Below are 23,556 nucleotides of genomic sequence, written 5' to 3'. Positions count from 1 at the left end.
GAACTCGGAAAAATTCTCCCCCCGAGGGAATGCGAGACGCGCTGCCGGCCCCGCTACGGGTCAGCGCTGCGTAGTGGCTGACGAGCCACCACGTTCATCACGGGACCAGTGCGGCCCAAGACCGTCTTCGCCACCGGCTCGACGCCGAAGGCACGGTAGTAGTCGACATTCGCGTCCTTACACAGTCCATACAACGGAACCGATTGCGCGTCGGACTTTTTTACGAACGATCCGAACAACGCGCGCCCGACACCGCTGCGCTGCAGCCCGGGGTCGCAGCCGAGATAGACACAGCACAAATGAGGCTCCGCTGGCGCCGTTCGCTCGAGAGCGGTGTCCACGGCAATACCGCGTCGCACCGCGGTACCCATCGCGAGAAGTAGCTGTGGGCCCAAGACGAGCTCGCGCCAGGGGTTCGTCCGGTATCCGGCCGGATACCAGAGCAACACACCGGCCAACGTGTCGTCGACGAGGGCCACCTCAGCACCGCCCGCGGGCAGGAAACGGTGCTCGATCAACAGCCGCAACATCCGCGGAGCACGACGATGACGCGATCCCTCATCCGGGAAGACGAAGTCCTCGATCGGATCGTCATGGGCGAAGGCGGCGCTGAGCACACGCACCATGTCGGTCACATCGTCGCGCGTGGCCGGCCGCACGACCAGCCTATTCGGCTGCTCCAAAGTTGCTTGTCCTCACGTGATCTCGATTACCCGACTTAGCCAGCGGCCCATATGCGAAGCTACCGACCAGTAGACTACATCAACTCACCCATGATGCTACCGGTCAGTAGCGTGCAATGGATAACGGGTTTCATTGTCGCCCTGCACAGCAGTCTTGAGTATGGTGCGTCACATCACAAGCTTTCGGCTTGCCACTTCTGGGAACTAAACCTCGTCACTACCAGCACTTTCCGGCAAATCAGGCAATTCAGACCACAGTGAAGGGTATTGGTCAATCGTTCGAGGCTTTCTCCGCTTCATCCGCGCGACTCCGCCGCGACGGTGCTTCGTTCCACTCGACCGCACCGACCGCAAGCCCTGGATGCGGTTCCAGATGTCTCGGCGCGGCCTCGTCGGAATCGCGGTTGGGCAGGTTACCGTCAGTTTGCGCCGAGTAGATCCCGCCTTTACTGAATGGCGTCATGGGACGGCGGGAAGAAAAAGAGATCTGCGACACGGCGACGCATTGCCTGCGCGAAGGAGCGAGCCATGGCGTTGCTCGACCCGTATCCGCCCGCAGCGGGCCAGCCCGAGGAAGCATCCTCGGGCGCCGAACTCGCGGCGACGCGAGACAATTCCGGTTCACTGCGGCGCATGGACAGCTTGGCCGCGACCAGCAGCCGCACCCGTTGTCCCAGCTGCGGATGGCTGCCCGACGATGAACGGCAACGAGCCAGGCAACGCCAAGACCTCATGGTTACCTGGCTCTACCCCGACCCCAGCGGGCCCGAGGAGCTGCGCACCCACCAGCATTGCGCGCGATGCCAGCCCACTCGGTGCCCGGTCGGGCTCGACTGCGTCATCTGCGGAGACGGTCCACTGCTCTCCGGGGACCTGGCCGTGGCCACCGAATCCGGTGAGCTGCCCGACACCGTCCGTCGTTGGCTCAACAGACAGGACTGGCAGGTGATCGGCGCAGCGCTGTACTGCCCGAGCTGCCGGCCGCGGTAACCCGTCGCATTCGACGGTCGGCGCGCCCTCAGGCCCTGCCTGTACCGCAGGCTATTCGGCGGTCGCGGTGCAAGCACGGCCAGGCGGTGAGCCGCTGCCGGATCCGGGAGCGGGGTTGGCGAGTCGGTGTGGCATGCAGTGGTCGACCAGCGGTCAGGCGCTTGATGTGGCCGCGATCCGGCACACTTCCGGAGCGCCCCCAGCAGCGGAAATCGGTCCGCTCATCCTCGGTGCTGCCGGGCCGCGCCCAAACGCGGTCCGGCTCGCAGCATGTGATCTCGCCGTCGTCCGACCTCGAGCGGATCAGTGGGCGAAAGCCACTTCCGGAGTGCGCGCGATGAGCAGCCGCCGCACGTTGCCGTCGGCGTTCAGTTGCGCCGATGCGTTGAACGACGCCTCGAACGCCCCCGCCCTGGTGGTCCGGCCCAGCGCCAGCTCATGCCGGCCCACCATCGCACCGACGTCGATGTGATGCACGAGGGTGCTCTTCTCCCGTTGCGCAAGGTATCCGATCAGCCCGCTCCGGTCCCCCATGAACTCGGCGCTTTTCCCGCCCCCCTGCGAGAACTGCACCGACATCGCGAAATCGTCGGAGATCATGTCCAGCACGCGGTCCGGGTCGTCGGAATCCATGTATTCGAACCACCGAGCAAGCACCGGCACTGTCGTCGCCATCATTGCTGCGCACCTTTGCTCGTGGACTGCGTCGGCAGTAGCGCGAAGTCCGCACTGAACGAGACTTGGTAGCGATCGATTCGGCCGTCGGGGCCGATGTGCATCACGCCGACGAAGTATCCGGTGGTGACGGCGTCGTGCTCAGTGACCGCCCCGTGCGCGAACTGCACATCACCGTCGGCGGCCACCCGCAGCAGCCGGTGTCTGCGGGTCACCTCAGGCCTGCCGCTCAGGTAGTCGAGCATGGCTGAGCGACCACGGCCACGGTTCACGCCGGTGGGCAGGATCATCGCGAATTCGACATCTGCGGCCAACAAGGACACCGCGGCACGCAGTCGGCCGCTGTCGACCGTCGCGTAATAGTCCTCGATTACGTAGCTCACGAAATGAATTTAGTTCAATAAACCTCTTCTTGTCGAGGGCCGGAACGGTTATCCTCAAGGTTATTGAACTGAACTCAACTCGACCGGAGGATCATGCCTTCGACATCAGTAGCCGCCGCCGAAGCTCCCTGGCCTCGTTCTGAACCGGCCGCGTTGTCACCCACCCCCGAAGACACGGCACTGCGCGACTCACTCCGAGCCTTGCTCGGGAAACACAGCGGGATGGCGCAGGTCCGCGCAGCGGCCTCGTCCGATCTCGGCTATTCGCCGAGGCTGTGGCAGCTACTCGTCGACGAGATGTCGGTGGCCGCCTTGGCGATCCCCGAGGAACGCGGTGGCCTCGGCTACAGCACGACCGCGCTCGCGATCGTTCTCGAAGAATGCGGGCGAGCGCTGGTATGCGAGCCCGTATTCAGCTCGGCCGTCCTCGGCGCGCAGGCACTCCTGCGGGCCGATCCTGCTGACAACAATCCACTTCCGGACGTGCTCATAGGGCGCTCCTTGGCGACAGTCAGTGCACTCGACCCCAGCACCGACGATCTGCGGGCGCAACGCTCCCCGAGGGGATGGTCGGTCGACGGCACGGTCACCCATCTGGCGGGCGGTGGCACCGCCGACGTGATCGTGGCATCCGCCTCGAGCCTTGATGGACGCCGGTTGTTTGCCCTGCGCCCCGACGTGGACGCGGTGCGAACAGAACGACAGGTGCTCGATCCGACCCGGAGACAAGCGGATGTGACGGTGCGCCGCTGTCCGGCCATCGTTCTCACGGAGCCGGATGCGACCGAGGCGGTGACATCGCGGATGCGCGACCTGGCGACACTCGCTCTGGCCTGTGAGAACACCGGCATCGTGGAGCGACTGCTCGAGCTGACGGTGGAGTACACGCGAACTCGTCACCAGTTCGGTCGTCCCATCGGGTCCTTTCAGGCCGTGAAACACCGGTTGGCCGATCTACTGGTCCTGCTCGAACGCGCCCGATCGGCGTCCCGGTACGCCGCCGCCGTCTACGCCGAGGATCCCGACTCGGCACGCTTGGCCGTCGCCGTGGCGGGCGCGGTATGCACCGATGCTGCTGTGCATGCCGCGACGGAGGCCGTCCAGTTACACGGCGGTGTCGGCTTCACCTGGGAGCACCCTGCACACTCCTACTTCCGCAGGGCGTTGGGAAACGAAGCGGCGCAGGGCGACGCCCGTATCCATCGGGCCAGGATCGCCACCCTGATCGGCCTGTGAGCAGGACAGATCGACAAGCGGTGAACGGGCAGCCACTCCCGTATTGACGGCTGCCGCTCCGACCGAGTACAACTGAATTGAATCCAGTTCAATTTCTTGGAAGAGGTCAAGATGGTTGACACCGACCACATCGTGCTCGAGAAAGACGGCGATGTCGCCCGCGTGTGGCTCAATCGCCCGCGCAAGAAGAACGCCGTCACCGTGGAACTGCTGCACCGGCTCGACGAGATCATCGTGGAGGTCGATAACGACCCAGATCTGAAGGTCCTCGTCCTGAGGGGCCGCGCGAACACCTTCTGCTCGGGCTTCGACCTCGACGAATTGCGCGACAACTACGTCGGCAAGACCAATGCGATGGACGTCGCGGTGCTCTCGGCCAAAGTGTGCGATCGCCTCTACTCGATGAACACCCCCTCCGTGGCGGTGTTGGAGGGATATGTCACCGCCGGCGGGTTCGAGTTGATGATCTCCTGCGATTTCGCGGTCGCCGCCGACGACGCGAAGATCGGCGACTTCCATATCCGGCGAGCACTGTTCGGTGGCGCGGGCCCGATCTACCGCTTGCCTCGAATGATCGGTATTCGCAAGACCAAGGAATTGATGCTGACCGGAAAGCTGCTGTCCGGCAAGGAGGCCGTCGATTTCGATCTCATCAACGCCTCGGTCCCGGCGGACGAACTCGACCAGTTGGTCGCCGATTTCATCGCACCCATAGTCGACAAGAGCCCGTTCGCGATGAGGCTCACCAAGATGACTATCGACCGCGGCCTGGACGCCGATATCCAGTCGCTGATGGTGATGGAGCACCTGGCCGTCGGCAACGCGCTGCAGTCCGAGGACGCGCGCGAGGGTGTGAACGCCTTCCTGGAGAAGCGCGAACCCAAGTGGGTCGGTCGCTGATTCTCGGTCTCTCGGGCGACGCCGAAAGGATGAAGACATGGGTGAGCCGGTGACTCCGGTGCTGGTAGGGAGCAAATGCACCGTGTGCGGCACCGTCGGCTATCCGGACAGTGCGGTATGCGCACGCTGCGCCAAGCCGACGGCCATCCCGCTCGCGTTGAGTGGCGAGGGTGTGGTCTGGGCCTACACCGTGCAGCGGTTCCCACCGAAATCGCCACCGTATGCCGTTCCCGCCGAAGGTTTTTCGCCATTCGCGGTCGGATACGTCGAACTTCCCGAGGGGATCAAGGTCGAAGCGGTACTCGACTGCCAAGACTTCGCCGATCTCGACGGGGCGCCGGTGCGACTCGTCGCGGTCGCCCCGGTTCCCCGGTTCACCACATCATCCACCCAGCGGAGCGAGGCCCGATGACACAGCCAGTTTCGATCATCGGTTGCGGACTGTCCCGGTTCGGCAGACAACCCGGCGTCACCGGTCGGCAGATGGCGGTGACCGCGATCGACACCGCGCTCGACGACGCGGGTCTGACATGGCCTGATATCGAGGTGGCCTTCGGCGGCAGCGATGGCTCGGGGCTTGCCGACACCCTCGTCGCCGAACTGGGTTTCACCGGGATACCGTTCACCAACGTCAAAAACGGCTGCGCTACCGGTGGTAGCGCCCTGTCCTCGGCGGTCAACGCGGTGCGCTCCGGTGCCGCCGAATTGGCGCTGGCCGTCGGCTTCGACAAGCACCCCCGCGGAGCGTTCGACCCCAGGCCGGCCGACTGGGGCCTGCCCGAGGGCTACGGCGCGGCCGGGCTGATGGTCACCACTCAATTCTTCGGCGCCAAGATCGGCCGCTACATGCGCGAACACAGGATCTCCTCCGCCACGCTGGCAAAGGTCGCCGAGAAGGCCTACCGCAACGGCAGCCGCAACCCCAACGCCTGGCGACAAGAGCCGATATCGGCGGAACAGATCGCCGCCGCGCAGATGGTGAACGATCCGCTGACCAAGTACATGTTCTGTTCTCCGGGCGAAGGGGGCGCGGCGGTAATCGTCGCCGGTGCGTCGGTGGTGCGACGACTCGGCGGGCGACCGGTTCACTTGCGTGCGATCAGTCATCGCACGCGTCGGTTCGGCTCATTCGAGGTCTTCAGTCCCGCGATCCAGGGTTCGGGCGAGCCGACCAGCGTGAGCGCGGACGCGGCCGCAGCGGCGTTCGAACAGGCCGGGATCGGACCGGGCGACATCGATGTCGCCCAACTACAGGACACCGAGAGTGGTGCGGAGATCATGCATATGGCCGAGTGCGGTTTCTGCGCGCACGGAGAGCAGGAGGCCATGATCGCCGTGGGTGCCACCGAAATCGGCGGGCGGCTACCGGTCAATACCGACGGCGGCTGCATCGCCAACGGCGAGCCCATCGGCGCCTCGGGGCTGCGTCAGGTGCACGAGATAGTCACCCAGTTACGTGGTGAAGCAGGCGCGCGGCAGGTGCCCGGAGCTCCGAAGGTCGGGTTCACCCATGTGTACGGGGCGCCCGGTATCAGTGCCTGCACCGTCCTTTCGGTATGAGCCGAGCATGTCTATCCGAGGTGACACAGTGACCGCACGCACTCTTCTCGACCTCGCCCGGTTCACCGGGGAAGCCCGCGCATGGCTGCGTGGCGTGGCCGCGCCACGCACCGCATCCGCCTGGGGCGACGGACCGGATTCGGTCGCTGTCTTCGAGAACTGGACCGCTGAGGAAGAACGCGTCCACACCGACCGGATCCGCGCGTACGAACGGTCCAAGTTCGACGCCGGGTGGGGGCCCCTGGACTGGCCGACGAATTACGGCGGCCGCGAGCTGCCCCTGTCGTATGTCCTCGCCTTCCGCCGGGCAGAAGACGAGTTCGAGGTGCCGAGGCGCACCGAGATGTTCTCGGTGACACAGCAATTGGTCGCTCCCACCATCGAGCAGTGGGGTACCGGCGAGCAGAAGGCACGCTATGTCCGCGCCATGCTGCGGACCGATATCATCGCCTGCCAGCTCTTCTCCGAAACCGAGGCCGGATCCGATCTGGCGGCGGTCCGCACCCGCGCGATCCAGAACACCGACGGAACCTGGACGATCGACGGTCACAAGGTGTGGACCTCGGGGGCACGAGTCGCCGATATCGGTGTCGCGGTATGCCGCACCGACCCGTCCGCGGCCAAACACGCGGGCCTGACCGTGTTCCTGGTTCCGATGGACGCACCGGGGGTCACGATCCGGCCGATCCGGCAGATGACCGGCGGAAGTTCGTTCAACGAGGTCTATCTCGACGGAGTCCAGGTCGACGACGACCATCGCCTCGGACCGGTCGGCAAGGGCTGGCCGGTCGCGCTCACGGTGCTGGCCGCCGAACGCCTCGACAGCGCGAACCTCGGCCTCGCGAACGCCGATCACGCAGTCGTCTTGGCGCGGCATCTGGGGCGTGACCTGACTGAGCTCGAGCGAGACCGGGTCGCCGATCTGGTCACCCGCAGCTATCTGCAACGGGTCGCCGCTATGCGGGTCGCCGCGGCCATGCTCGCGGGCCAAGCCCCTGGGCCCGAGGCGTCGGTCGGGAAGCTGCTGGCCACCGACACCATGGCCCGGACTTCGGAGGTGGCGCGGCTGTTGCTCGGACGCGACCTGACTACGGATTCCGGTAGGTGGGGCACCTTCGCGTGGACCGAGCACGTCCTCGGGGCGCCCGGCTACCGGATCGCCGGCGGCACCGACGAGATCCAGCACAACATCATCGCCGAACGAGTGCTCGGCCTGCCCAAGGAGCCGCGCCGATGAGCACGACGGTGGAAGAACGAGTCCGGGACCGGCTGCGCGCCGACCTCGACGTCGCGGTCACGACGTTCGAACCGTTGTCCGGCGGCCACTCCGGGCTGACCTATCGGGTTGCCGCGACCTGCGGATCTTACGTGATCAAGGCGGTGCCCGAGGGGCGTAAGCCCATCGGCCGTCACGATATGCTGCGCCAAGCCCGCGTCATGCAGGTGTTGGCCGGAAGCTCGGTCCCGGTGCCGCGCATCATCGCGGTCGATGATCGTGAACCTGCTTGGTTCGCTATGGAATTCGTGGCCGGCGAATCGCTCGAGCCGGTGCTGGACGATCCTGCCGTCGAGCCCGGGCTGGCGGCGGCGCGGATGCGACGCGCCGCCGCGGTGCTGCCCCGGCTGCACGCCGTCGACCCGGCCACCGTCCCCGGCGTCGAGACACCTCTCACCCCGGCCGACGAACTAGCCCGCTGGGCACGCACGCTCGACGCGGTTCCCGCCGACTTGGTCGCCGGCGGCGACGGGCTGCTCGGTCTGCTCGGACGACGCATCCCCGAACCGGTGACACCGACGCTGGTGCACGGCGACTACCGGCTCGGCAACATCATCTCCGACGGCATCGAACCGGTCGCGCTGATCGACTGGGAGATCTGGAGCGCGGGCGATCCGCGGGTCGAGCTGGGGTGGTTCCTCGTCTTCGCCGACGGTGGCAACTTTCCCGGCGTCGGCCGGGAAGTCCCAGGTTTGCCCGGTGCGCCGGAACTGGTGGACCTGTACCGCAACGGCGGGCCGGCTCTGACGGAGCTGTCCTGGTTCGACGCGCTGGGCCGACTCAAGATGGCCGCGATCATGGGCCACAACCTGCGGCGGCACCGGGAAGGCAGGCACTACGACCCGGACCAGGAGAAGCTGCCCGCCACCATCAACCGCCTCATCGAGACCGGAACCGCGTTACTCGCCGGTTGACGTCCACTCCCCCAGCCCAGGAGCCGCACCGTGGATTTCTCCTACTCCGCCCGCACGGAGGACCTGCTCGACAAGCTCGAATACTTCATGGACAGCTACGTCTACCCCGCCGAGCGGATATACGACGAGCAGGTCGCCGCCAACGACAATCCTCACGAGCAACCGCAGATCATGCGGGAACTGCAGGCTGAAGCCAGGGAGATGGGGCTGTGGAATCTGTTCATGACGCACGACGACCTCGGCGCCGGACTCACCAACGTCGAGTACGCACCGCTGGCCGAAGTGGTCGGCCGGTCCGTCATCGGCAACGAGGCGATCAACTGTTCGGCCCCCGACACCGGCAATATGGAGATCCTCGCCATGTACGGGACCGAACAGCAAAAGCGGCATTGGCTGAAACCGTTGCTGGACTGCAGTATTCGCTCCGCCTTCGCGATGACCGAACCAGCAGTCGCCAGCTCCGATGCGACCAACATCGCCTCCACCATCCGCCGTGACGGCGACGAGTACATTCTCAATGGCCGCAAGTGGTACATCTCCGGCATACTCGACCCGGATTGCGAGCTCATCATTTTCATGGGGAAGTCCGATCCCGAGGCCAAGACCTATCGCCAGCAGAGCATGATCTTGGTACCCACCGACGCGCCCGGTATCGAAGTGCTGCGCGACCTGCCCATGTTCGGCTTTCGTGACCGCCTCGGCCACGGCGAGGTCCAGTTCACCGATGTCCGGGTACCCGCCGAGAACATGCTCGGCGCCGAGGGCGACGGCTTCGCCATCGCCCAGGGCAGGCTGGGGCCGGGCCGAGTGCACTACGCGATGCGCGCCATCGGCATGGCCGAAAGAGCCCTGGAGCTGATGTGCCGCCGATCGCTGGAACGCACCGCGTTCGGCGGTCCCCTCGCCGATCGCGGCGTGGTACGCGAATGGATCGCGCGCGGCCGCATAGCAATCGATCAGATCCGGCTGTCGGTCCTGCGGGCGTCCTGGCTGATGGACACCAAGGGGAATGCCGCGGCCCGTTCGGAGGTCGCGGCCATCAAGGTGGCGGCCATGGAGGTGGCACACACCGTGGTGGATCGGGCCGTACAGACCTTCGGCGCCGCTGGTGTGAGCGACGACACCGTGCTGGCGCGCATGCATGCCATCACCCGGGCATTGCAGATCGCGGACGGCCCCAACGAAGTACACCTGCGCACCATCGCACGTCTCGAGGTGAAGAAATACCGATGAGCACAACGGATCTGACCGGGAAGGTCGCTTTGGTCACCGGTGCCAGCCGCGGACTCGGCTTGGCGATCGCGCGCGGGTTGTGCGATGCGGGCAGCACGGTGATCGTCTCCAGCCGCAAGCTGGTGGCCTGCGAGCAAGCGGTGACATCGCTCGGCGACTGCAGGCCGGGCAGTGCCCATCCGCTGGAACTACACGTCGGCAAATGGGACTCCATCGAGCCCGCCGTCGACCGCGTCATCGCGGAGTTCGGACGCCTCGACGTGGTGGTGAACAATGCTGGCATCGCGCCGCTCGCGGAGAATCTCGCGTCGGTCACCGAGGGGTTATGGGACAAGACCATAGAGGTCAACCTGAAGGGCCCGTTCCGGCTGATGGCGGTCGCCGGCGCGCGGATGGCCGCCGCGGGCGGGGGATCGATCATCAACATCTCCAGCATCGGCGCGGTCCGTCCGAGTCCGCCCGAGGCGATGTACGCGGCCGCCAAGAACGGACTCAACGCGTTGACCATGGCCTTCGCGCAGGAATACGCGCCGACGGTCCGGGTGAACTGTGTCATGCCCGGCGGATTCGCAACGGATATGTCCGAGCACTGGGACGACGAGTTCGTCGGCAAGATCGTTGATCGCCTGCCCGCGGGAAGGCTGGGCAGGCCCGCCGAGATCGCAGGACTTGTCACGCACCTGGCGAGCGACGCCGCCGGGTACACCACGGGCGCGATCATCCCCGTCGACGGCGGCCGGACCGCGGTGTATTGAGGTGGCTGTCGCGATGACTGGATCGGATACCAAAACACTGAGCAGGCTGTTCGGGATGGGGGGACGAGTCGCCGTCGTCACAGGCGCGTCTTCGGGCCTCGGGCTCGGCTTCGCCACCATGCTCGCCGGCGCGGGCGCCACGGTCTACGCCGCGGCGCGCAGGCTGGACCGGTTGGAGGCACTAGCCGACAACCAGCCGCGGATCGTTCCGGTGCGCTGCGACGTAACCAGCGACGAGGACCGGCGGGCGCTGGTCGATCGGTGCTACGAGCAGTCCGGTCGCCTGGATGTCCTGGTGAACAATGCGGGTAAGCCCGGGCCGCCGAACGCCGAGGAGGAAACGGCCGACGGGTTCGCCTCCATTCTCGAGGTGAATCTGCTCGCCGGCTTCCACCTGGCCACCTATGCGGCGGCCCGGCTGCCGGACGGGGAACGGGCGTCCTATATCAATATCTCGTCCGTCATCGGCCTGGTGTCGACAGCGCCGATCGGCGGCGCGAGTTACGCCGCGTCCAAGGCGGGAACGCTCGGCCTCACCCGAGAACTCGCCGGACAGTGGGGCCGGCGCGGCATCCGCGTGAACGCCGTCGTACCGGGCTGGTTCGATACCGAGATGACCGACGGCCTGTTCAGCAACGAGAAGTCGGCCGGGTGGGTGCGCCGTAACACGATGCTCGGTCGCGGCGGCGTGACCGGGGAGATCGACGGCGCTGTGCTGTTCCTGGCCTCGGACGCGTCGTCGTATATGACCGGGCAGACGCTCGTCGTCGACGGTGGCTGGACCGCGCGCTGATGTTGGCCGTCCAGCTGACCACGTGGGGCGCCGAGCCGGTGCTACGGGACATCCCCGTTCCCCTGCCACGCGGCGAGGAGCTCCTGTTGCAGGTCACTGCCGCGGGATTGTGCCGTTCCGATCTGCACGTCATGGATGCCCCAGCCGGGAGCTTCGACTACCCGCTGCCGCTCACTCTCGGCCACGAGGTCGCCGGGACCGTCGTCGATGTCGGTCCCGACGCGGACAGCGCCTTGCTCGGCGAAGCGGTCGTGGTGCACGGCGTCTGGGGATGCGGCTCCTGCCGCAGCTGTGCCCGCGGCCGCGAGAACTACTGCCTGCGGCTGCGGCCGAGGCCCGACGGACGGTTGGCGCCGATCGGCAACGGCCTGGGACACCACGGCGGCTTGGCCCAAGCGATGATCGTTCCCTCGTCGCGGTTCGTAGTCCCAGCCGATGGCGTCAACCCCGTCGCGTGTGCTCCGCTCGCCGCCGCGGGTTTGACCGCCTACTACGCCGTGCGCGAGCACCTCGACCTGATCGATGAAAGCGCGATCTGCCTCATGATCGGCATCGGCGGCCTCGGCCATCTCGCGATACAGGTACTGCGTGATCTGGGTGTCGGCCGAATCGTCGCCGTCGACACTCGCTCGGATGCCCTGGACATGGCACGGCGGCTCGGCGCCGACACGGCGCTCGCGGACCTCGGCTCCGCACGCTCGGCTCTGGAGGACGGCGCCGATCTGGTTTTCGATTTCGTCGGTTCACCCGAGACCACCGCATCGGCGGCAGCCGTTCTCGCACCAGGCGGCCGGTTGGCGGTGGTGGGGAGCGCGGGCGGCCGCCTCGAAGTCGGCAAGGATGTCGGTCTCGCCGCCGGCTGGCGTGTCACGGCACCGTTCTGGGGGCCGCGCTCCGATCTGATGGCCGTGGTCGACCTGGCGCGACGTGGCGCGCTGCACATGACGGCGACGACATACCCGCTCACCGACGCCATCGAGGTTTACCGCAGACTTCGGGCCGGCGACATCACGGGTCGTGCGGTACTGGTTCCCCCACTTTTGACCGGCTGAGTGCCCGCCGAAATCAGCGGCGAGTAAACCAGAGAGCACGGCGGCACAAGGAACAGATGATGAAGGCACTGGCGAAGGAAATGCTCGAACGGGCGCGGCGGTCCCCGGAGGAGATCGCGGTCGTCGACGAACTCGGCAAGCACACCGTGGACGAGATAATGGCGGCGGCGCGCATGCTGGCCGAACGCATAGCCGGCCTCGATCGGCACGGCCCCACGGTGCTGGTGCAAGCGGACAACACCTGGCGCACCCTCGCGGCCGCTGTCGCGGTCGGTCTGCGCGGTGGCGTGGTCGCGGTGTTCGGCCCGCACGCCACCGAGTCCGAGTTCCGGCTGGTCGTCGAGGATATCGATCCCGATCTGGTGGTCGCCGAGCCCGAGGCCCTATGCCGCTGGGAGGTTCCGGACGGCGACTTCCCGCTCAGCGAGCCCGCGTTCGGCGACCATCTGTTGCGTGCCCGGTCGGGGCGGTTCGGTCCGGTGGATCGCTGGCGTGGTGGTACCACCATCGCCATGACCTCCGGTTCCACCGGTCGGCCGAAATGCGTGGTGCAGTCCGAGGAAGCCATCCGCTACGCCTGCCGCAGCACGATCGAGGCCGTCGGTCTGCGACCGGGTGACGCGGTGGGAGCGTTCGTACCCCTGTCGTCGGTGGCCGCGTTCTGTTTCGGCATGTATTTGCCGACATATTTGGGCGGCAGGATGGTCGCGATCGGCAAATGGTCACCCGGGGGCGCGTTGGCCGCTATGGCGGCCGACGAGGTGGCCTGGACGATGCTGGTTCCGACCATGGCTCTGCAACTGTCGGTCGTCGAGGACAGTGCGGGCGGATTGTCGACGCTGCGCGCGATGACCGTGGGTGGTGGCCCGATGAACCAACGGTCATTGGCCGAGGCCGAGCACAAGCTCGGTACCACCTTCCTACGGGTGTTCGGCATGTCGGAATGTCTCGGCCACACCACCCCGCGGCTGGACGATCCACCGGCGATCCGGCTCGGCAGGGACGGGCGCCCGTTCGCGGGAACGGTGGTGCGTGCGGTCGACGCCGCGGGCAATGCGCTGCCTGCCGACGAGATCGGCGATGCCCAGGTCAAGGGACCGTCGCTGTTCGTCGGCTACGCGCGTGGCGGCGCCCCGGTGCCGCCGGAGCTCACGGCGGACGGCTTTCTTGCCACGGGTGACTTGGTCGAGGTCGCGGTCGACGGCTCGATCCGGGTGATGGGGCGGCAGAAGCAGATCATCATCCGCGGCGGACGCAATATAGATATCAACGAAGTGGAGGCGGCTATCGCGGGCCTGCCCGGTGTGGTGCAGGTGTGCGTCGTCCCGGTGCCCGACGATCTGCTCGGTGAGCGCGCGGCCGCGCTGGTGGTCACCGACGGTGCACCGCTGGCACTGGATTACGTGACCGAACAGCTCGCGGCGGCGGACTTTCCCAAGTTCAAATGGCCCGAGTATTTGTTCACCGTCGCGGATCTGCCGCAGAACCGCGTCGGCAAATTGTCCCGGCCGGAGGCAGTCCGCCTGGCATCTGAGCTCGCCGCAGCTGACCCGAGTTCACCTCAGGTGCGGTAGTGTTGAAGCATCCACACACTCGACCGGGGGTATTGCGCTCATGACCGTTGACGCCGGAGTACGCCGGGAAAGTTCGCGCTCGAAGCGCGGCAATATCCTCGCCGCGGCCATCGCACAATTCGGACGAGTCGGTTACGAGCACACCAAATGGGCGTCGATCGCCGACGAGGTCGGAATCGGCCAGACCGCCCTGTACCACTATTTCGAGTCGAAGGCGCACTGTCTCCTGACGATCATGCGACTCGAATTGGCCGATTCCGTCGACCGTTTCATCACCGCGATCGAGGACGAAACGGAGCCCGAACAAGCTCTGCGGGCCGCGGTGGCCGCCGCCTTGCGCGCCACACCGACCGATGCCCTCCAGCGACGAATTCTGCAGAACCATATGGATCTGCTGGCGGCGCCACGCCAGTCGGTGAAGGAAGAGGCCGAGCGCCTGCGGTCCCGGGAGCTGGTACAGAAGATCGAGCAGAATTGGACCGAGCTGATCGCACGGGGAATCGACACCGGGGCCTTCGCCGGCGGGGACCCACGCATTCTTGGGCGGCTGGTGCTCGGCGTGGTCATCAGCGTATGGCGTTGGTACCGGCCCGACGGTGACCTCACCCTGGCTCAGATCACCGAAACCGTCACCGACGCGGCTGTTCGGATGGTTCGGAAGTAGCGCCGTCTGGGCGCGGATCAGGAGCCCGCGTCGACCCGTAAACCGAACAGAATTCAGTTAGGAGTAGTGATGTACAACCTCCTCGTTCTGGCATCCCGCCCCAGCGATTGGTCGCACGACCAGTTCATCGATTGGTGGCGCGGTGAACACGCCGAAGTGACCTACCCACTGCCGGGACTACTGCGCTGGCAACACACCGAACTGCTCGATTCGGCCGACGAGAAGTCCGCAGGCTGGGACGGGCTGTCGATATTGAGTTTCGAATCCCGTGCCGCGCTCGACGCCGCCCTGGCCAGCCCGGAATGGAAGGCCGCGGTGCGGAATGTCGGCGCGATGGGCGGGCGGCGCATGATCTGGTTCGGGGAGGAGCAGACTATGGTGCCACTCGCCGGTTCCACCGAATGAGCGCTCACTGGGCCGAACCCGGCTGCTTTCCGATCGCCGAAGGCATCCATCGCATCCCGCTGCGACTACCGCAGGACGGCCTGCGCGCGGTCAACGTCTACGTTCTGGAGACCGACGACGGTCTCGCGCTCGTCGATGGGGGATGGCACCGCCCGGACACCTACCGCGAACTCTCCGCCGCACTCGCGCGGATCGGCCGCTCCCCCGACGAGATCCACGACGTGTTCGTCACCCATATCCACCGTGACCACTACACCTTCGCCGTCGAGCTGCGCCGCAGGCATGGCTGTCGCATCCATCTCGGCGTCGACGAATCGCCGGGCCTCGACGCGATCCGACTGCTGGCCAGTAGCGTGCCGGAGAGTTCGCTGCGTGAACTGCGACGCGCCGACGCGGCCGATATCGCCGCGCGCGCCTACGCCGAGAGCGTCGCCGAGCCCTTCGACCCGCGAGACTGGGAGAAGCCCGATCACTGGTTGCGCCCGGGTTCGGTTTCGCTCGCCGGATACGATTTGCGAGTTCTCGCGACACCCGGACACACCAAGGGCCATATGGTCTTCCGTGATCGTCGACGACGGTTGATCTTCACCGGCGATCACCTGCTGCCCACGATCACCCCGTCGATCGGATTCGAACTGGGCTCGTGGGACCTGCCGCTGGACAACTTTCTGCGGTCGCTGACGATGCTGCGCGATGACGACGACCAGACGATGCTGCCCGCACACGGACCGGTCGGCGGCAGCGTCGGGCGGCGAGCGCGTGATCTGCTCGCCCATCACGACCACCGATTCGCCCAGATCCGCGCCGTAGTCGCGGATCTGGAGCCATGCACCGGACTCGCGGTCGCCGCGGCGCTGACCTGGACCCGGCGCGAACGCCGGTTCACGACGCTGGACACCTTCAATCAGATGGTGGCCACCTGCGAAACCATGGCACATCTCGACGTCTTGGTCGTACGGAACATGCTGACGGTAAAGGACAACGACAGCGTGGACGTCTTCTCCATCGCGCACTGAAGAAGACGTCGCTTCCTGTCGTCGACGGACTGTCTCAGGCGCAAGTCCAACCGCCGTCCACATAGAGTTCGGTGCCGGTGACGAAGGTCGAGTCGTCCCCCGCCAGGAACGCGACCGCCGCCGCGACCTCCTCGCCGCGGCCGAGCCGGCCCATCGGTGTCTTTGTGAGCATCGCCTTGTGTCGTTCGCTGCCGCCGTACCGCTCCAGCAGCTGCTCGGTCTCGATGAATCCGGGATGGATGGAGTTGACCCGAACGCCTTTAGTCGCCCAATGCAGGGCGGCGTTCTTGGTCATGGTGCGGACCGCACCCTTGGCCGCGGCGTACGCAAGGCTGTTGCCGAGCCCGCCGACGGTGCCGAGGATCGAACAGAGATTGACTACGGCACCTCCTCCGCTCTGCTCGATCAGCGCTCCCGCGTGTTTCATCCCCAACCAGGTGCCGGCTTGACTCACCTGGATGACCCGGTTGTACCGGTCGAGATCCTCGTCCACGACCGAGGCCAGGCTGCCGATGGCGCCGTTGTTGACGAGGCCGTCCAGACCGGCGAAACGCTCGCGGACACCGGCGACGACATCGCGCCACTGATTCTCCTGAGTGATGTCCAGGCCCAGCGCGAGATGCCGTTCGGGATGGGCCGACGCTGTTACCAGTCGAGCGCATGCGGTCGCGTCGAGATCGGTCACGACCACCGACGCCCCTTCCTCCGCGAGCCTGCGCACGATCTCTACGCCGATCCCGCCGGTCGAGCCGGTCACCAGCACGACCTTGCCTTGAAGTCTGGACAGGACCGATGCCATAGTGCGGCCTTTCCTTGTCGGGATTGTGCCGACCCGGGGCACGCGGATCATCGGCAGTACCACCAGGTACGCGAGCGCCACCAGGAACCGCCAATAAGAAGAGCAGCGCATCCACTCGCCCAAACTGAACTGATGTCAGTTTGAAATCTAGGTGAAACGCATCGGGGTGTCAAACGTCGCGCGGCAAATAATATGAAGTGAATACGCGCTGCGCAGGCGCCCGGGCGGCCAAAGCCCGATCACCGCGCACCGGTCGGCGCTGATGTCGACTATGACAGTCGAAACACCTTGTCGCGCAGTGGTCGTTCGCCACCGTCGTCGGCGCTGTACCATCGACCGGTTCCGGCCGGAACTCAGGTAACGCGCTCTCCGGAGCAGCGAATCGGCACGGAATCCGCGCCCTACCACCGCAGTGCCCACGAACAGTATGGAGTTCCATCCTTGAGTACGCCGCTGTCCCGAACACAGGCCCAAACCTGCCCGGTATTCCACGGCTCACCGATCGATTCCGACGACCCGCGGGTGCCCCTGCATTTGCCGGAATTCGCTGCGGATCCGCACAGCACCTACCGGCAAATGCGAAGGCAATACGGTTCTTTGGTGCCGGTAGAGCTGGCCGCGGGTGTGCCGGCCACCTTGGTGATCGGCTACAGTACCGCGGTGCGGATCCTCAACGATCCAGTGCACTTTCCTGCCGATCCACGCGCCTGGCAGAAGAACGTCCCCGCCGACTGCCCCATCCTTCCGCTTTTGGAGTGGCGGCCCACCGCGAGTAGAAGCGCCGGGGCCGACTTCACGCGCTACCGACAGGCCATCACCGCGAGCATCGACGCGGTAGATCTGTATGCGCTGCACGGCACCGTGGAGCAGATCGCCATCCCGCTGATCAACTCCTTCTGCCAAAATGGCGGTGCCGATTTGATCCGTCAGTACGTGTTCCCGCTGGTGTTCGGAGCAGTCAATGACTTGCTCGGCTGCCCGCCGGAGATAGGGCAGCGGGTGGCTGCCGCTACGGCCGCGATCGTCGAGGGTGTCGATGCCGAGAACGGCAATCGCATGATGTACGAGGCGCTGCTGGAACTGGTAACGCTCAAACGGGCAGAACCCCGAAGCGACATCACCTCACACCTGCTCCAGCATCCAGCCGAACTGGATGAAATGGAGCTGGTCAACCATGTGGCACAGGTCTACGGCACGGGGATCGAGTTTCTGCTGAACTTGATCGTCAACACCTTGCTGCTGATCCTCACCGACGATCGGTTCGGCGACAGTGTCCTGGGCGGAAACCTGTCCTCCCGCGACGCACTGGACGAGGTCTTGTTCAACGACCCGCCCCTGGCAAACCTCCTGATCACCTATCCTCGTCAGCCGATTCTCGTCGACGGCGTCTGGCTACCCGCTCATCAACCGGTCGTCATCAGCATGGCCGCGTGCAACAACGACCCCACGATCCGGGCAGAGGACCAGACGGGCAATCGCTCCCACCTGGCATGGGGCCTCGGCCCACACGCCTGCCCTGCGCAATCCTTGGCCTACCTGATCGCGCAGGACGCCATCGATCAGCTTCTCGATGCGCTACCCGAGATGCGGCTGGATCCAGCAAACGGCACGCCGACTTGGCGCCCGGGCCCCTTCCACCGAGCCTTGACGGCACTGCCGGTCACATTCCCGCCCTCTGCGCCGTTGAACGCACACAGCGAATCAGTTTCCTGGTCAGCCCCGCGTTCGTGACCCGCTGCCGGTCATAGCCTGCGACCCCGGGCTTTCAGAACTCGTCGGGACAGCCGCATGAGCCACGGGTCTTCAGTTCCGCAGCGAGATTCACCACACCGGGCCGGGGCGAGCGGTTCTCGATCTGTTCCAGCAGCAGGTCCACCGCCACTTCGGCGATGCGCCGCGCGGGCTGCACCATCGTGGTCAGTCCCGGCCGGGTGTAGCGGGAGTACTCGATGCCGTCGAACCCGATCACCGCAAGCTCGTCGGGCACCCGCACTCCGGCGTCGTAGGCCGCACGAAGCATGCCCATAGCCTGCAGATCGCTGGTGACGAACACGGCGGTCGGTTTGCGTGGACCTGCCATGAGCTCGGTGAGGCCCCGATACCCGGCCGCACCGCCGAAATCGGTTCGTACGATGGGACCTTCGGGCAAGTCGGCGGCAGCCAGCGCGTCCCGGTAGCCCTGCACGCGATCCTCCGCGGTGGAGACATGCGGACCGCTCAGGCAGGCGATGTCGCGGTGGCCGTGCCCGATGAGATGCGCGACGGCCTCTTGTGCGCCGGTCACCGAATCGCACATGACGTGGGCGCAGCGCGCTGGATCGATGATCCGGTCCAAGGCAACCAGTACCATGCCGGCCTCCTCACACGCGTCGGCGATGCCGGTCCCCCACGACGAGGAGATGGCCAGCATTCCTTCGACGCGGCGATCGATGAACGTGCGCACGTAGGCGCGTTCGCGCGCCTCGTCCCCGGCGGCATTGCCGACGAACAGCGGATACCCCTTGGCGAACGCGGCCGCCTCGATGACCGCCGACAGTTCGGCGAAGAACGGGTTCGCCCCGTCGGGGATCACCATGCCGAGCGCGTGCCCGCGGTTCATGCGCAGACTGCGCGCGGACATATTGGGACGGTAGCCGAGTTCGGCGATAGCGGCCTCGATGCGGGCCCTGGTCGCGGGCGCGACCTGCCGCGGTCCGCCGTTGAGCACATAGCTCACCAGGGCAGGGGATGTGCCGGCCAAGCGGGCCACGTCGGCTCGTGTGACTGCCATCGAGATCTCTCCTTGTTCGACCGCCCGGGCGAGCATTTCGCACACGCCTCTTGACAGTTGGTGACTCGGGTCACAGACTACTCATCAACTCGAGTTGATCAACACGAGTTGATGATCGGATACGGATAGGTCGAACACACCATGAATGCTGGATTCAGGCGTGCAATGGCGCCGCTTGTCCTCGTCGGCGCGCTCGCCGCGGCTGCCTGCGGTCGCGGTGGCGATGACGGGAGCTCGGAGGATTTCAAGATCGCTATCGTCACCCGCAACTTCACCAACCCCTACTGGGCGGCGCTGCGGGACGGCGCCCTCGCTGAGGGGGCCGAGCTCGGGGTCAAGGTGACAGTGCAGGCCGGTCAGTCCGAGACGGACGCCGATGGCGAAAACGCCCAAATCTCCACCATGGCCGCGCAGGGCTACGACTGCTTCGGAGTGGTCCCCGTCAACAGCACCAATGTGATCACCCCACTCACGGCGGTGGCCCGCAAGAACATCCCGATCCTCAACCTCGACACCCAGATCGACCCGAAAGCCTCGGAGCAGGCCGGGGTGTCCTACGCCGGCTTCATCGGTTCGGACAATCTCGACGCCGGCCGGATCGCAGGCCAGAAGATGCTGGAAGCGCTCGGCGGCACCGGCAAGGTGGCCATCCTGCAGGGTATCGCCGGCGAGCAGAACGGGATCAATCGCGACCAGGGCTTCAGCGACACCGTCGCGGGCAAGCTGGACGTCGTGCAGAAGGCGCCCGCCGACTATGAACAGGACAAGGGACTGCAGGTCACCGAGGCGATCCTGAAGGCTCACCCTGACATCACCGGCATCTTCGCCGCCAACGACACCATGGGCCTCGGCGCCGCGCAGGCGATCAAGAACGCCGGTATGACCGACCGGATCAAGGTGATCTCCGTAGACGGCATCCAGGCGGCTCTCAACGCGGTCAAGGCAGGCAGCCTCTATGGCACAGTGACCCAATACCCTTATGCCGAAGGCCAACTCGCGGTCCAGGGCTGTCTGGCCCAGCACCATGGCAAAAAGCTGCCCGAGCGAGTGGTCTCGCCGATCGCGTTCATCGGCAAGGACAACGTCGATCAACAGATCTCCGCGTTCCCGCGCCCGATCGTCGCGTTCGACAGCCCGCTGGAAGGACTGCTGAACAAGTGACGGCCGGGGCAAACATCGAATCGGCAGACCCCCGTGCGCGTGAGGGGCGCACGGGGCTCCTCGCCAAGGTCGCCGAATTCGCGGCTCCGCTCGCCCTGGTCATGCTGTGGGTGGCGTTCTTCATCGCCACCCCCAACTTCCTGACTCTCGACAACATCGGCGATCTGCTGGTCGCCTCGACGATCCTGACCGTGCTGGCACTGGGCCAGCAGTTCGCGATTACCGTCGGCGGCATCGATCTGTCGGTCGGCGCCAACCTGCCCTGGTCGGCCGCCCTGCTCGGCTACATGACCAGCCACGGGCATTCGGTGACGGTCGGCATGGTCGTGGCGATTCTCGGTGGACTTGCGGTCGGCGTGATCAACGGCCTGCTGGTGGGGCGGCTGCACATGACCGATTTCGTGGTCACGCTCGGCATGCTGAGCGTCCTCAGCGGCTGCACCCTGCTGCTGACGCACGGGAACACGGTCGCGGTGAATTCCCGCTTCCTGCAACGGCTCGCGCTAGACGGAATCGGCCCGGTGCGCTGGTTCTGGCTGCTGGCGCTGGTGGCGGCGCTCATCGTAGCCGGCATCATCTTCCACACCCGGATCGGCACCCATCTGCTCGCCACCGGCGGGCGGCTGGAAGCCGCGCGCGACACCGGAATCTCGGTGGACCGCATCCGGCTGTTCGCCTACGCGATGGCCGGGCTGCTGTGCGGCGTCGCAGGCGTCATGCTTGTCGCCCGCAACGGCGGCGCCGATCCGTCCGTGCAGACCACCTACCTGTTGAGCTCGATCGCGGCGGTCGTGCTGGGCGGCTCGTCGCTCAGCGGCGGCAAGGCATCGGTGCTCGGCACTGTGTGCGGTGCGGTGCTGTTCACCTCGCTGATCAACGGGTTCACCATTCTCGGCATCTCGCAGTACTACCAGCCGGTCGCCGTCGGCGCCGTGCTGTTGCTGGCCGCCGGGATCTCCCGATTCCGAAAGTAGGCCGACGCCATGTCGATTCCATTGCTCGAGGCCCGTGACCTCACCAAGTCGTTCGACTCGGTCCGCGCGCTGGCCGGAGTCACGATGACGATCCCGGAAGGCGAGGTGACCGCACTGGTCGGCGACAACGGCGCCGGCAAGTCCACGCTGGTGCGCTGCCTCACCGGGGTGCAGCCGCCGGATTCGGGGCAGATTCTGTTCCACGGGGAATCGGTGCGCCTGCGCTCTCCCGAGGACGCGCGCAAGATGGGCATCGAGACCGTCTACCAGGACCTCGCGCTCATCGATGACCTGGCCGTATGGCAGAACCTGTTCCTCAACCGGGAACTGGTGTATCCGCTCGGCATCGTCAACCGCAAGGCGATGATTACCCGCAGCGGGGAGATCCTGCGCGAACTCGACGTCGACGTGCCCTCGGTCCGCACCACCGTGCGCCGGATGAGCGGCGGCCAGCGCCAGAGCATCGCCATCGCCAGGGCCGTGGCCTGGGGCAAATCGATGGTGATCATGGACGAGCCGACAGCCGCACTGGGTGTGCGCGAGACCGCTGCGGTGGAGAAGCTCGTGCGTGGCCTGCGGGACCGCGGCGTCACGGTACTCATCATCAGCCACGACCTGGCGCAGGTGATGCGCGTCTGCGACAACGTGGTGGTGCTGCGCCGCGGCAGATCCGTTGCGGCACATCGAATCGACGAGGTCGACGGCGACCGGCTGGTCGCGCTGATCACCGGCGCCGCGCCCGGCAACCTCGAGGTCGCCGCGGCCGAGGGAGTCTCGTGAAGGTCGTCGTCCTGGGGTCGGTCAACCAGGACGTGGTGTGCGAAGTGGAGCGACTGCCCGGGCCAGGAGAAACGGTGCTTTCACTCCGGTCGCGAACCAACTTGGGCGGCAAGGGATCCAATCAGGCCGTCGCGGCGGCCCGCGCCGGCGGACAGGTCGAATTCGTGGCCAGGGTCGGCCAGGATGCGGATCCGGAGCTGCGGAAATCGTTGCGCGAACACGGCATCGGACTCACCGCGATGCGCGAGGTCCCTGGCGCACGAACCGGGAGGGCCTACATCACCGTCGCCGACGGCGAGAACCAGATCGTCGTAGATCCTGGCGCCAACTTCCACTGGGAGTTGGAGACCGAACTCGGCACGCTGGCCGAGGACGGGCTGCTCGGTTCAGCGGATGTCGTTGTCGCCCAACTGGAAGTGCCGGTGCCGGTGGTCGCTTGGGCGGCGCGCCGCGCCCGCCGGTTCGTGCTCAACGCCGCGCCGGCCGCGCCGCTGGCGGATGAACTACTGCGCCGTTGCGACCCGCTGATCGTCAACGAATCCGAGCTGTCGACGTTCAGCGGGGCGACGGCGGAGACATCTGCGGAGGCATTCGACCAGGCCCGTGCCCTATGCCTGCGCGGGATACCCTCCGTGGTTGCCACGCTGGGCGCCGCCGGCTCGGTCTGGGCCCGCCGCGTCGATGATCCAGCGACCGTTGTCGGGACGTATCAACCCGCACCACAGGTGAATGCAGTGGATTCCACCGGAGCCGGCGATGCCTTCGTCGGCGCCTTGGCCACCGCACTCGCCGACGGATCGGACCTCGGCGCCTGCGTGGCCTTTGCCACCGCGGCCGCAGCCGTCGCGGTGCAGTCGCCCGGGACCCACGCCTCCTACCCCACCCGAGATCAGGTTGTCATCGCGCTCGCGGCCCTTCCCCCGGCCCAGCGACTCGTCTGAATCCTCTCTTCGAAAAGGAACG

Annotated in this window: 25 protein-coding genes; 20 read left to right on the top strand and 5 right to left on the bottom strand. The window is 66.2% G+C overall.

Annotated elements, in window-relative coordinates:
• Positions 1–53 precede the first annotated feature (53 nt).
• Positions 54–683: a GNAT family N-acetyltransferase gene (locus tag AB0H00_RS19925; RefSeq protein ID WP_357268120.1), complete on the bottom strand. Its 630-nt coding sequence runs from the start codon at positions 681–683 to the stop codon at positions 54–56.
• Between the two features lie 528 nt (positions 684–1,211).
• Between AB0H00_RS19925 and AB0H00_RS19920 the strand changes: the two genes are divergently transcribed.
• Positions 1,212–1,673, top strand: a complete 462-nt coding sequence (locus tag AB0H00_RS19920; RefSeq protein WP_357268118.1) for a hypothetical protein — start codon at positions 1,212–1,214, stop codon at positions 1,671–1,673.
• 303 nt (positions 1,674–1,976) lie between these two features.
• Here the strand turns inward: AB0H00_RS19920 and AB0H00_RS19915 are convergent, their stop codons facing one another.
• The gene (locus tag AB0H00_RS19915; RefSeq protein WP_357268116.1) at positions 1,977–2,351 is read right to left on the bottom strand and encodes a hypothetical protein; all 375 of its coding nucleotides are present in this window, start codon (positions 2,349–2,351) and stop codon (positions 1,977–1,979) included.
• Positions 2,348–2,731, bottom strand: coding sequence for a nuclear transport factor 2 family protein (locus AB0H00_RS19910; protein WP_357268114.1), 384 nt, complete (start codon positions 2,729–2,731; stop codon positions 2,348–2,350). Before AB0H00_RS19910 ends, AB0H00_RS19915 begins: the two co-directional genes overlap by 4 nt.
• 93 nt (positions 2,732–2,824) lie before the next feature.
• On the opposite strand from AB0H00_RS19910, the gene AB0H00_RS19905 reads away from it, so the two are divergent.
• The 14 genes from AB0H00_RS19905 (at position 2,825) to AB0H00_RS19840 (ending at position 16,109) form a co-directional block, all read left to right on the top strand.
• Positions 2,825–3,967, top strand: a complete 1,143-nt coding sequence (locus AB0H00_RS19905) for an acyl-CoA dehydrogenase family protein (protein WP_357268112.1) — start codon at positions 2,825–2,827, stop codon at positions 3,965–3,967.
• 111 nt (positions 3,968–4,078) lie between these two features.
• Positions 4,079–4,867, top strand: a complete 789-nt coding sequence (locus AB0H00_RS19900) for an enoyl-CoA hydratase/isomerase family protein (protein WP_357268110.1) — start codon at positions 4,079–4,081, stop codon at positions 4,865–4,867.
• 37 nt (positions 4,868–4,904) lie between these two features.
• Positions 4,905–5,279 carry an OB-fold domain-containing protein gene (locus AB0H00_RS19895; protein ID WP_357268108.1) on the top strand — a complete coding sequence of 125 codons (375 nt, stop codon included), beginning with the start codon at positions 4,905–4,907 and terminating at the stop codon, positions 5,277–5,279.
• Positions 5,276–6,427 (top strand): thiolase family protein, encoded by a 1,152-nt coding sequence (locus tag AB0H00_RS19890; protein ID WP_357268106.1) that lies wholly within the window; start codon positions 5,276–5,278, stop codon positions 6,425–6,427. Before AB0H00_RS19895 ends, AB0H00_RS19890 begins: the two co-directional genes overlap by 4 nt.
• A 7-nt stretch (positions 6,428–6,434) precedes the next feature.
• Entirely contained in the window at positions 6,435–7,664 is a 1,230-nt protein-coding gene (locus AB0H00_RS19885; protein WP_357268104.1) for an acyl-CoA dehydrogenase family protein, read from the top strand.
• Positions 7,661–8,617, top strand: coding sequence for a phosphotransferase family protein (locus tag AB0H00_RS19880; RefSeq protein WP_357268102.1), 957 nt, complete (start codon positions 7,661–7,663; stop codon positions 8,615–8,617). The genes AB0H00_RS19885 and AB0H00_RS19880 overlap by 4 nt, the downstream gene beginning before the upstream one ends.
• Positions 8,618–8,647: 30 nt before the next feature.
• A complete protein-coding gene (locus AB0H00_RS19875) occupies positions 8,648–9,850 on the top strand; it encodes an acyl-CoA dehydrogenase family protein (protein WP_357268100.1) in 1,203 nt (400 codons plus the stop codon).
• On the top strand, positions 9,847–10,605 hold the full coding sequence (locus AB0H00_RS19870) for a glucose 1-dehydrogenase (protein ID WP_357268098.1): 759 nt from the start codon (positions 9,847–9,849) through the stop codon (positions 10,603–10,605). Before AB0H00_RS19875 ends, AB0H00_RS19870 begins: the two co-directional genes overlap by 4 nt.
• Before the next feature lie 13 nt (positions 10,606–10,618).
• A complete protein-coding gene (locus AB0H00_RS19865; protein WP_357268096.1) occupies positions 10,619–11,398 on the top strand; it encodes an SDR family oxidoreductase in 780 nt (259 codons plus the stop codon).
• Positions 11,398–12,450 carry an NAD(P)-dependent alcohol dehydrogenase gene (locus tag AB0H00_RS19860; RefSeq protein WP_357268094.1) on the top strand — a complete coding sequence of 351 codons (1,053 nt, stop codon included), beginning with the start codon at positions 11,398–11,400 and terminating at the stop codon, positions 12,448–12,450. Before AB0H00_RS19865 ends, AB0H00_RS19860 begins: the two co-directional genes overlap by 1 nt.
• Positions 12,451–12,509: 59 nt before the next feature.
• The gene (locus AB0H00_RS19855; protein WP_357268151.1) at positions 12,510–14,024 is read left to right on the top strand and encodes a class I adenylate-forming enzyme family protein; all 1,515 of its coding nucleotides are present in this window, start codon (positions 12,510–12,512) and stop codon (positions 14,022–14,024) included.
• 40 nt (positions 14,025–14,064) lie between these two features.
• Positions 14,065–14,688, top strand: a complete 624-nt coding sequence (locus AB0H00_RS19850; RefSeq protein ID WP_357268092.1) for a TetR/AcrR family transcriptional regulator — start codon at positions 14,065–14,067, stop codon at positions 14,686–14,688.
• Between the two features lie 69 nt (positions 14,689–14,757).
• Entirely contained in the window at positions 14,758–15,093 is a 336-nt protein-coding gene (locus AB0H00_RS19845) for an EthD domain-containing protein (protein ID WP_357268090.1), read from the top strand.
• Complete coding sequence (locus tag AB0H00_RS19840; RefSeq protein ID WP_357268088.1) at positions 15,090–16,109, top strand: MBL fold metallo-hydrolase; 1,020 nt, start codon at positions 15,090–15,092, stop codon at positions 16,107–16,109. Before AB0H00_RS19845 ends, AB0H00_RS19840 begins: the two co-directional genes overlap by 4 nt.
• 34 nt (positions 16,110–16,143) lie before the next feature.
• Here the strand turns inward: AB0H00_RS19840 and AB0H00_RS19835 are convergent, their stop codons facing one another.
• The gene (locus AB0H00_RS19835) at positions 16,144–16,908 is read right to left on the bottom strand and encodes an SDR family oxidoreductase (protein WP_357268086.1); all 765 of its coding nucleotides are present in this window, start codon (positions 16,906–16,908) and stop codon (positions 16,144–16,146) included.
• Positions 16,909–17,508: 600 nt separating this feature from the next.
• Between AB0H00_RS19835 and AB0H00_RS19830 the strand changes: the two genes are divergently transcribed.
• The gene (locus tag AB0H00_RS19830; RefSeq protein ID WP_357268084.1) at positions 17,509–18,639 is read left to right on the top strand and encodes a cytochrome P450; all 1,131 of its coding nucleotides are present in this window, start codon (positions 17,509–17,511) and stop codon (positions 18,637–18,639) included.
• A 34-nt stretch (positions 18,640–18,673) separates the two neighbouring features.
• Here the strand turns inward: AB0H00_RS19830 and AB0H00_RS19825 are convergent, their stop codons facing one another.
• Positions 18,674–19,678: a LacI family DNA-binding transcriptional regulator gene (locus AB0H00_RS19825; protein WP_357268082.1), complete on the bottom strand. Its 1,005-nt coding sequence runs from the start codon at positions 19,676–19,678 to the stop codon at positions 18,674–18,676.
• Between the two features lie 165 nt (positions 19,679–19,843).
• Here AB0H00_RS19825 and AB0H00_RS19820 point away from each other — a divergent pair, with 165 nt between their 5' ends.
• From AB0H00_RS19820 to AB0H00_RS19805, 4 genes are read left to right on the top strand one after another with little or no spacing between them, the layout of a single operon-like run.
• On the top strand, positions 19,844–20,839 hold the full coding sequence (locus AB0H00_RS19820) for a substrate-binding domain-containing protein (RefSeq protein ID WP_357268080.1): 996 nt from the start codon (positions 19,844–19,846) through the stop codon (positions 20,837–20,839).
• Complete coding sequence (locus AB0H00_RS19815) at positions 20,836–21,813, top strand: ABC transporter permease (RefSeq protein WP_357268078.1); 978 nt, start codon at positions 20,836–20,838, stop codon at positions 21,811–21,813. The genes AB0H00_RS19820 and AB0H00_RS19815 overlap by 4 nt, the downstream gene beginning before the upstream one ends.
• 9 nt (positions 21,814–21,822) lie before the next feature.
• Positions 21,823–22,593 carry an ATP-binding cassette domain-containing protein gene (locus tag AB0H00_RS19810; protein WP_357268076.1) on the top strand — a complete coding sequence of 257 codons (771 nt, stop codon included), beginning with the start codon at positions 21,823–21,825 and terminating at the stop codon, positions 22,591–22,593.
• A complete protein-coding gene (locus tag AB0H00_RS19805) occupies positions 22,590–23,534 on the top strand; it encodes a ribokinase (RefSeq protein WP_357268074.1) in 945 nt (314 codons plus the stop codon). Before AB0H00_RS19810 ends, AB0H00_RS19805 begins: the two co-directional genes overlap by 4 nt.
• Positions 23,535–23,556 lie beyond the last annotated feature (22 nt).

Origin of the sequence: Nocardia sp. NPDC023852 (assembly GCF_040639505.1) — a bacterium.
Taxonomy (GTDB): Bacteria; Actinomycetota; Actinomycetes; order Mycobacteriales; family Mycobacteriaceae; genus Nocardia.
The sequence above is the reverse complement of the archived record's forward strand: the minus strand, read 5'-3'. Positions and strand labels throughout refer to the sequence as shown.

Bases quoted from the DNA above. Each gene is read 5' to 3' on its own strand.
- AB0H00_RS19840 (WP_357268088.1), top strand. From the start codon at position 15,090: ATGAGCGCTCACTGGGCCGAACCCGGCTGCTTTCCGATCGCCGAAGGC.
- AB0H00_RS19900 (WP_357268110.1), top strand. From the start codon at position 4,079: ATGGTTGACACCGACCACATCGTGCTCGAGAAAGACGGCGATGTCGCC.
- AB0H00_RS19905 (WP_357268112.1), top strand. From the start codon at position 2,825: ATGCCTTCGACATCAGTAGCCGCCGCCGAAGCTCCCTGGCCTCGTTCT.
- AB0H00_RS19825 (WP_357268082.1), bottom strand. From the start codon at position 19,678: ATGGCAGTCACACGAGCCGACGTGGCCCGCTTGGCCGGCACATCCCCT.
- AB0H00_RS19885 (WP_357268104.1), top strand. From the start codon at position 6,435: ATGTCTATCCGAGGTGACACAGTGACCGCACGCACTCTTCTCGACCTC.
- AB0H00_RS19880 (WP_357268102.1), top strand. From the start codon at position 7,661: ATGAGCACGACGGTGGAAGAACGAGTCCGGGACCGGCTGCGCGCCGAC.
- AB0H00_RS19835 (WP_357268086.1), bottom strand. From the start codon at position 16,908: ATGGCATCGGTCCTGTCCAGACTTCAAGGCAAGGTCGTGCTGGTGACC.
- AB0H00_RS19855 (WP_357268151.1), top strand. From the start codon at position 12,510: ATGAAGGCACTGGCGAAGGAAATGCTCGAACGGGCGCGGCGGTCCCCG.
- AB0H00_RS19920 (WP_357268118.1), top strand. From the start codon at position 1,212: ATGGCGTTGCTCGACCCGTATCCGCCCGCAGCGGGCCAGCCCGAGGAA.
- AB0H00_RS19915 (WP_357268116.1), bottom strand. From the start codon at position 2,351: ATGATGGCGACGACAGTGCCGGTGCTTGCTCGGTGGTTCGAATACATG.
- AB0H00_RS19895 (WP_357268108.1), top strand. From the start codon at position 4,905: ATGGGTGAGCCGGTGACTCCGGTGCTGGTAGGGAGCAAATGCACCGTG.
- AB0H00_RS19865 (WP_357268096.1), top strand. From the start codon at position 10,619: ATGACTGGATCGGATACCAAAACACTGAGCAGGCTGTTCGGGATGGGG.
- AB0H00_RS19850 (WP_357268092.1), top strand. From the start codon at position 14,065: ATGACCGTTGACGCCGGAGTACGCCGGGAAAGTTCGCGCTCGAAGCGC.
- AB0H00_RS19870 (WP_357268098.1), top strand. From the start codon at position 9,847: ATGAGCACAACGGATCTGACCGGGAAGGTCGCTTTGGTCACCGGTGCC.
- AB0H00_RS19845 (WP_357268090.1), top strand. From the start codon at position 14,758: ATGTACAACCTCCTCGTTCTGGCATCCCGCCCCAGCGATTGGTCGCAC.
- AB0H00_RS19810 (WP_357268076.1), top strand. From the start codon at position 21,823: ATGTCGATTCCATTGCTCGAGGCCCGTGACCTCACCAAGTCGTTCGAC.
- AB0H00_RS19820 (WP_357268080.1), top strand. From the start codon at position 19,844: ATGGCGCCGCTTGTCCTCGTCGGCGCGCTCGCCGCGGCTGCCTGCGGT.
- AB0H00_RS19860 (WP_357268094.1), top strand. From the start codon at position 11,398: ATGTTGGCCGTCCAGCTGACCACGTGGGGCGCCGAGCCGGTGCTACGG.
- AB0H00_RS19890 (WP_357268106.1), top strand. From the start codon at position 5,276: ATGACACAGCCAGTTTCGATCATCGGTTGCGGACTGTCCCGGTTCGGC.